Annotated in this window: 8 protein-coding genes; 7 read left to right on the top strand and 1 reads right to left on the bottom strand. The window is 58.1% G+C overall.

What is annotated here, in order from left to right:
* Positions 1-115: 115 nt before the first annotated feature.
* Complete coding sequence (locus tag A3754_RS10060) at positions 116-490, bottom strand: HU family DNA-binding protein (RefSeq protein ID WP_063519566.1); 375 nt, start codon at positions 488-490, stop codon at positions 116-118.
* A 379-nt stretch (positions 491-869) separates the two neighbouring features.
* Here A3754_RS10060 and aspS point away from each other — a divergent pair, with 379 nt between their 5' ends.
* The 7 genes from aspS to A3754_RS10095 all read left to right on the top strand — a co-directional run.
* Positions 870-2,633: an aspartate--tRNA ligase gene (gene aspS, locus A3754_RS10065; protein ID WP_063519567.1), complete on the top strand. Its 1,764-nt coding sequence runs from the start codon at positions 870-872 to the stop codon at positions 2,631-2,633.
* Positions 2,634-2,732: 99 nt separating this feature from the next.
* On the top strand, positions 2,733-3,470 hold the full coding sequence (locus tag A3754_RS10070; RefSeq protein ID WP_063519568.1) for a YebC/PmpR family DNA-binding transcriptional regulator: 738 nt from the start codon (positions 2,733-2,735) through the stop codon (positions 3,468-3,470).
* Positions 3,471-3,713: 243 nt separating this feature from the next.
* Positions 3,714-4,232 (top strand): crossover junction endodeoxyribonuclease RuvC, encoded by a 519-nt coding sequence (gene ruvC, locus A3754_RS10075; protein ID WP_063519569.1) that lies wholly within the window; start codon positions 3,714-3,716, stop codon positions 4,230-4,232.
* 41 nt (positions 4,233-4,273) lie between these two features.
* Complete coding sequence (gene ruvA, locus A3754_RS10080; protein WP_063519570.1) at positions 4,274-4,876, top strand: Holliday junction branch migration protein RuvA; 603 nt, start codon at positions 4,274-4,276, stop codon at positions 4,874-4,876.
* A 111-nt stretch (positions 4,877-4,987) separates the two neighbouring features.
* Entirely contained in the window at positions 4,988-6,016 is a 1,029-nt protein-coding gene (ruvB, locus tag A3754_RS10085; protein ID WP_063519571.1) for a Holliday junction branch migration DNA helicase RuvB, read from the top strand.
* Positions 6,009-6,452: a tol-pal system-associated acyl-CoA thioesterase gene (gene ybgC / locus A3754_RS10090; RefSeq protein WP_063519572.1), complete on the top strand. Its 444-nt coding sequence runs from the start codon at positions 6,009-6,011 to the stop codon at positions 6,450-6,452. The genes ruvB and ybgC overlap by 8 nt, the downstream gene beginning before the upstream one ends.
* Positions 6,445-6,859, top strand: a 415-nt coding sequence (locus tag A3754_RS10095) for a MotA/TolQ/ExbB proton channel family protein (RefSeq protein WP_197468606.1), incomplete at its 3' end; no start/stop codon positions are given. The genes ybgC and A3754_RS10095, both read left to right, overlap by 8 nt.

The raw sequence follows: 6,859 nt of genomic DNA on the forward strand, positions 1-6,859 counted from the left end.
TTATAGAGGCTTGCGGCCTTTGGGGGCCAGCGTGGGGCAAACAAGTCAGGGGTGGCGCGATGAAATGGGCGGGGAGAGCCCACCGGGCGCCAGGCACCCGGTGGTGGAGCATGAATCAGGCGGTCATGTCTTTCAGTTTCTTCAGCGGGCGAACCTTGACCATGGTGCGGGCAGGTTTGGCTGCGAAGGTGGTGGCTTCCCCGGTGAACGGGTTGATGCCCTTGCGTGCTTTGGTGGCGGGTTTTTTCTGGGTCACGATTTTCAGAAGGCCCGGCAGGGTGAACTGGCCGGCGCCACGCTTTTTCAGGTGACCTTCCATGATATCGGCAAGTTCGTCGAAAACCGCGTTGACGTCTTTCTTGGTCAGGCCGGTGGTTTCACTGATCTGGTTAACGATCTGGGTTTTGTTCATCGGTTCGGTGATGGTTTTCACCTTGCGAGCCGCTGTAGCGCTGGATGCTTTAGCAGCTGTCTTTTTCTTTGCAGCCATGGATTGCTTACCCCTTATTGGTGTCTTCCTGATGTTGTATTGGTTCCGCAATGGTGCGGATAACCGGCGGTGCTTCCTTGTCAGGTGTGGCCCTGGACTGCACAACACAGTGGCCCCCTGATAGGGTTCGCATCTTTTATATGCCATGGATTTTCAGGGCACAAGGCGTTGAGACACTATTTTTCAAGGTATTTTGTGAAATTAGGTAGGCATGTGGCCCGTTTGGCAGTGAATCGCCGTCTGGCATGGCTCGGGGACGGTTGAATCGCTATACTGTGGCGCCTTTTTCAGTGGTCCGGCGTCGGGGCAGGTTCCAGCGAGCCTGGGATCGCCTTCAATGAGCCGGACGGCGTAATCAGAATAGAAGCGGACGTTAAGCATGCGAAGCCATTATTGCGGTGATTTGCGAGCCTCCCACGACGGAGAAACAGTAGAGCTTTGCGGTTGGGTCAGTCGCCGCCGTGACCATGGTGGGGTGATCTTCCTCGACCTGCGCGATCGCAATGGTCTGGTCCAGGTGGTCTTCGACCCGGATACGGTGGAAGCTTTTGCCCTGGCCGATAAAGTGCGCAGCGAGTATGTCGTGCGCCTGAGCGGCCGGGTGCGCATGCGCGACGAAGCGGTGCGTAACAGCAAGATGTCCACCGGTGACATCGAAGTGCTGGGCAAGGAACTGACTATCCTCAATGAGGCCGAGACGCCGCCGTTTGAGCTGGATGCCCATTCCGCCGCCGGTGAAGAGGTGCGCCTCAAGTACCGCTATATGGACCTGCGCCGCCCGGAAGTGCTGAAAAACTTCCAGTTTCGTTCGCGTCTGACCCATGTGGTCCGTGCCTTCCTGGAAGGCGAAGGTTTCATGGACGTGGAAACCCCGATCCTGACCCGCGCTACCCCGGAAGGGGCCCGTGACTATCTGGTACCCAGCCGGACCCATCCCGGCAGCTTCTTTGCGTTGCCGCAGTCTCCGCAGCTGTTCAAGCAGCTGTTGATGGTGGCGGGTTTTGATCGTTACTACCAGATTGCCAAGTGTTTCCGTGACGAAGACCTGCGCGCCGATCGCCAGCCGGAGTTTACCCAGATTGATTTGGAAGCTTCCTTTGTAGAGGAAGAAGACATCATGGGGATTACCGAGCGGATGGTGCGTTCGGTGTTTAAAGAATTGCTCGATGTGGAGCTGCCGGACTTTCCGCGCATGCCGTTCTCTGAAGCCATGCAGCGTTTTGGTTCCGACAAGCCGGACCTGCGTATTCCGCTGGAGCTGATCGACATCGCCGATCTGCTGGCCGGTGTGGACTTCAAGGTATTCTCCGGCCCGGCCAACGATCCGAAAGGCCGGGTGGCGGCCATGAGAGTGCCGGGGGGGTGTTCCTTGTCGCGCAAGGATATCGACGGTTACACCAAGTTCGTCAGCATCTATGGTGCCAAGGGCCTGGCTTACATCAAGGTCAATGATCTGGCGTCTGGCGCAGAAGGCCTGCAGTCGCCGATCCTGAAATTCCTCACCGACGATGCCATCAAGGGCATTCTTGAGCGCACCGGCGCCGAGACCGGCGACCTGATCTTCTTCGGTGCCGACAAGGCCAAGATCGTCAACGAGGCCCTGGGCGCTCTGCGCGTTAAAGTGGGTCACGACCTGAACCTGGTTGAAGGCGAGTGGGCACCGTTGTGGGTAGTGGACTTCCCCATGTTCGAGGAAGACGAAGGGCAGTACCACGCCCTGCATCACCCCTTCACCATGCCCAGCTGTAGCGCGGAAGAGCTCAAGAGCAACCCGGCGGAAGCGCTGTCGCGGGCCTATGACATGGTGCTCAACGGCACCGAGCTGGGTGGCGGTTCCATCCGTATCCACAACCCGGCCATGCAGCGCACCGTGTTCGAAGCGCTGGGCATTTCCGATGAAGAAGCGGACGAGAAGTTTGGCTTCCTGCTCGACGGCTTGAAGTACGGCGCGCCGCCCCACGGTGGTCTGGCTTTCGGCCTGGATCGCATGGTCATGCTGATGACGGGCTGTGAGTCGATCCGTGACGTGATTGCTTTCCCGAAGACCCAGACCGCAGCGTGCACCATGACCAACGCGCCGTCACCGGTGGACAACAAACAGCTGCGTGAAGTAGGCGTACAGGTACGAAAAGAAGAAGGTTGATATAGAAAGACGCAGGCATGCACCACGCAGCACGCTTCACGCAAACAAGCGTGCCGCAAATGTGTTGCGTGACGCGTGCTGCGTGCTGGCGGAGGTAATATGGCAGGACATAGTAAGTGGGCCAACATCAAACACCGCAAGGCGGCCCAGGATGCCAAACGCGGCAAGATTTTTACCAAGCTGATTCGTGAGCTCACCGTGGCCGCGAAGATGGGTGGCGGCGAACCCAACGATAATCCGCGTCTACGCGCGGCTATCGACAAGGCGTTGGGGCAGAACATGACCCGCGACACCATCGACCGGGCCGTGAAGCGTGGTGCCGGCGGTGATGACGACGGCAACATGGACGAAATCACCTATGAAGGCTACGGCAAGGGCGGCGTGGCGGTCCTGGTAGAAACCATGACCGATAACGTGAACCGCACCGTGGCCGAAGTGCGCCATGCCTTTTCCAAGTTCGCCGGTAATCTGGGTACCAGCGGTTCTGTGGCCTTCCTGTTCACCAAGCGTGGCGAAATTTTCTTTGAGCCGGGGGTAGACGAAGAGAAGTTGATGGAAGTGGCTCTGGAAGCTGGCGCAGAAGACGTGGAAGAAGTGGGCGATGACGGCTTTGTGGTCACCACCACACCGGACAAGAGTTTCGGTGAAGTGGTTGATGCCCTGCGCGAAGCCGGGCTGGAGTTCGCCGAAGCGGAAGTCACCATGCACCCGTCCACGGAAGCGGAAATGGATGCCGATACCGCGGAAACCGTGCAGAAGATGATCGACATGCTGGAAGATCTGGATGACGTGCAGAACGTCTATACCAACGCCAGCTGGCCGGCGCCGGAAGAATAGCTAACTAGCGGCGAGCGGCTAGCTACGAGGAAAACCAAAACCCCGCTATGTCGGGGTTTTCTGTTATTCAGCTTGTGCATTTTGGTGTCGGGCCACAATCTTGCTAGAAGCTAGAAGCTAGAAGCTAGAAGCTAGAAGCTAGAAGCTAGAAGCTAGAAGCTAGAAGCTGGACATTTGGACAGTGCTCGGGTAGAACTGGGCCAGCTATCAGGCAGCTGTCTTTTCATTATCGGTCAGAGAAATATGGCGCTTATTTTAGGCATTGATCCCGGCTCGCGCCGTACCGGTTACGGGTTGGTAGAGCAGGTGGGGAACCGCTCCCGGGCCGTGGCATTCGGTACCATCACTACCACCCACAAGGAGATGCCGCCGCGCCTGGGGGAAATATTCGCGGGCATTGATCAGGTGGTGAAAGAATTCGGCCCGGCGGAAGTCAGCATTGAAAAAGTCTTTATGGCGCGCAATGCGGATTCCGCCCTGAAACTGGGCCAGGCCAGGGGGGCTGCCATTGCTGCGGTCATGCAGGCCCATGTTCCGGTGTTCGAATATTCCGCTCGCCAGGTAAAACAGGCAGTGGTTGGCAAAGGTGGGGCGGAAAAGAATCAGGTGGGGGAAATGGTGAAGTACCTGTTGAAGCTGGAACAGCGCCCCCAGGAAGATGCTGCTGATGCGTTGGCCATCGCCCTCTGCCACGCGCATATGCGTGTTTCTCTGGCCAGAATGGGCGGTGCCACGGCTGTCAGGCGAGGGCGGCTTCGTTAAGCTGGCGCCTTTAATTACACGTTAACAACACGGATAACCCCATGATCGGACAACTTCGCGGAACCTTGCTGGAAAAACGCCCTCCGGTATTGCTGCTGGATGTGAGCGGCGTTGGCTACGAAGTGGAAGCCCCCATGACCGTGTTCTACGACCTGCCCGACGCGGGCGCAGAACTGACCCTGCATACCCATTTTGTGGTCCGCGAAGACGCCCAGCTGTTGTATGGCTTTGCCGACCGTTATGAACGAGAGTTGTTTCGTGCCTTGATCAAGGTGAACGGCGTGGGGCCGAAAATGGCCTTGGCGATTCTGTCCGGCATCGAAGCGGATCGGCTGGCACGCTGTATTCAGGATCAGGACACGACCTCATTGGTGAAGGTGCCGGGCATTGGCAAGAAAACCGCCGAGAGGCTGGTGATCGAAATGAGCGATCGGCTCGACAAAATTGACGGCGGCCCGGTGAATCTGCCCGGTCTGGTGGATACCCGACAGCCCGATGACGCCCGTAGCGATGCCATTGCCGCCCTGGAAGCGCTGGGCTATCGCAACAAGGATGCATCCGCGGCGGTGGCCAAAGCCGCGGATGAGGATGGCCTCAGCAGTGAACAATTAATCCGCAAGGCGCTCAAAAGCCTGGCCCGCTAGCGCTGCACCCTGATATCGCCTTTCACTTTGTGATAACAGTAATAGCAGTTCGGTATCAGGGTGCGCTACGCTAGCCACATTCAACGATGTAGAGGCAAGCCCGCCGCAGGCATGGATAACGAACGAGTCATTACCGCGGCTGCGGTTGGCAGCCACGAAGAGCAACAGGACAGGGCCATTCGCCCGGCCAGCCTGGCGGATTATCACGGGCAGGCGAAAGTCAGCGAGCGCCTGGAAATCTTTATTGATGCCGCGCGCGGCCGCGATGAAGCGCTCGACCATACCCTTATATTTGGCCCGCCGGGTCTCGGCAAGACGACCCTTGCGCACATTATTGCCCGTGAAATGGGCTGCGAACTCAAGTCCACATCCGGTCCGGTGTTGGAAAAAGCCGGAGATCTGGCGGCTATCCTGACCAATCTGGAAGAGGGCGACGTGCTGTTTGTGGATGAAATCCACCGCCTCTCTCCGGTGGTAGAGGAAATTCTCTACCCGGCCATGGAAGACTATCAGCTGGATATCATGATCGGTGAAGGCCCGGCCGCTCGCTCGATCAAGCTGGACCTGCCGCCGTTTACCCTGGTGGGGGCGACCACCCGCGCCGGTTTGCTCACCGCTCCATTGCGCGATCGCTTCGGCATTGTGCAACGCCTCGAATTCTATTCCGTGGATGACCTGTCCGACATTGTCAGCCGCGCCTGCGACATCCTGGCCATCCCCATTGAAAAGGCGGGAGCCATGGAAGTGGCACGCCGGGCCCGGGGAACCCCCCGTATTGCCAATCGCCTGTTGCGTCGAGTGCGTGATTACGCCGAAGTGAAAGGCGATGGCCGCATTACCGAAGACATCGCTCAGCGGGCTCTGGACATGCTGGAAGTGGATAGTTGTGGCCTGGATGGCACCGACCGCCGCTTGCTGGACATGATAATGCACAAATTTGATGGCGGGCCGGTGGGGCTGGAATCCCTGGCGGCGGCGCTCAATGAAGACTCCGGCACCCTGGAAGAGGTGGTGGAGCCTTACCTGATTCAGCAGGGCTTCATTCAGCGCACCCCGCGCGGGCGGGCGGTGACCAATCATGCCTGGCGCCATTTTGGCCTGCAGCGTCCCCGCCGTGACGGTGATTTGTTTAATGATTGAAAAAGATCAGGAAAACGGGGAATTTACCCTGCCGGTGCGCGTCTACATCGAAGACACTGATGCTGGTGGCATTGTCTATTACGTGAATTATCTGAAATTCATGGAGCGGGCGCGCACCGAGTTTCTGCGCACGCTGGGCTATCAGCACTATGCGCTGGCGGATGAAAACTTTCAGTTTGTGGTGCATTCCGCCAATGTGCAGTATCGCCAACCGGCACGTATTGATGATGCGCTGACGGTGACAGCCTCATTGAAAAAACTGGGTAAGGCCACGCTGGTGTTTGATCAGCAGGTGCGTAAAACGGGCGCCTTAATCTGCCAGGCAGAGATTAAAGTGGCCTGCGTGAGCGCCGATACCCTGAAGCCGTCGGCACTTCCGCCGGCACTGTATAAAAAATTTAGCGCGGCCAGCAAAGGAGAAGGGCTACATGGTTGAGGCATCCGACATGTCTGTCGTCAGTTTGATCAGCAATGCCACCGTGGTGGTGCAGCTGGTGATGGCGCTGTTGATTCTGGCGTCACTGACGTCCTGGTACATGATTGTGGGCCGTTTCCGGGTGCTCGGCCGTGCCCATCGTGCGGGCCGTGCCTTTGAGGAAAAGTTCTGGTCCAGCGATGATCTGGCGTCCCTCTACAACCAGAGCCGCAAGGACCCGGATGTGGACTCCGGCACTGAAGCCATTTTCCGTGCCGGTTTTCAGGAATTTGTTCGGCTTTCCAAAAGTACCCGTGGTGCCGAAGCGGTCATGGATGGTGCTCAACGGGCCATGCGCGTGGCCCTGCAGCGTGAGCAGACTCGCCTGACCAAACACTTGCCGTTTCTGGCCACGGTCGGTTCTACCA

It is taken from the genome of Alcanivorax sp. HI0083 (genome assembly GCF_001635175.1).

Coding starts and splice junctions, on each gene's coding strand:
- A3754_RS10060 (WP_063519566.1), bottom strand. CDS start 490: ATGGCTGCAAAGAAAAAGACAGCTGCTAAAGCATCCAGCGCTACAGCG.
- aspS (WP_063519567.1), top strand. CDS start 870: ATGCGAAGCCATTATTGCGGTGATTTGCGAGCCTCCCACGACGGAGAA.
- A3754_RS10070 (WP_063519568.1), top strand. CDS start 2,733: ATGGCAGGACATAGTAAGTGGGCCAACATCAAACACCGCAAGGCGGCC.
- ruvC (WP_063519569.1), top strand. CDS start 3,714: ATGGCGCTTATTTTAGGCATTGATCCCGGCTCGCGCCGTACCGGTTAC.
- ruvA (WP_063519570.1), top strand. CDS start 4,274: ATGATCGGACAACTTCGCGGAACCTTGCTGGAAAAACGCCCTCCGGTA.
- ruvB (WP_063519571.1), top strand. CDS start 4,988: ATGGATAACGAACGAGTCATTACCGCGGCTGCGGTTGGCAGCCACGAA.
- ybgC (WP_063519572.1), top strand. CDS start 6,009: ATGATTGAAAAAGATCAGGAAAACGGGGAATTTACCCTGCCGGTGCGC.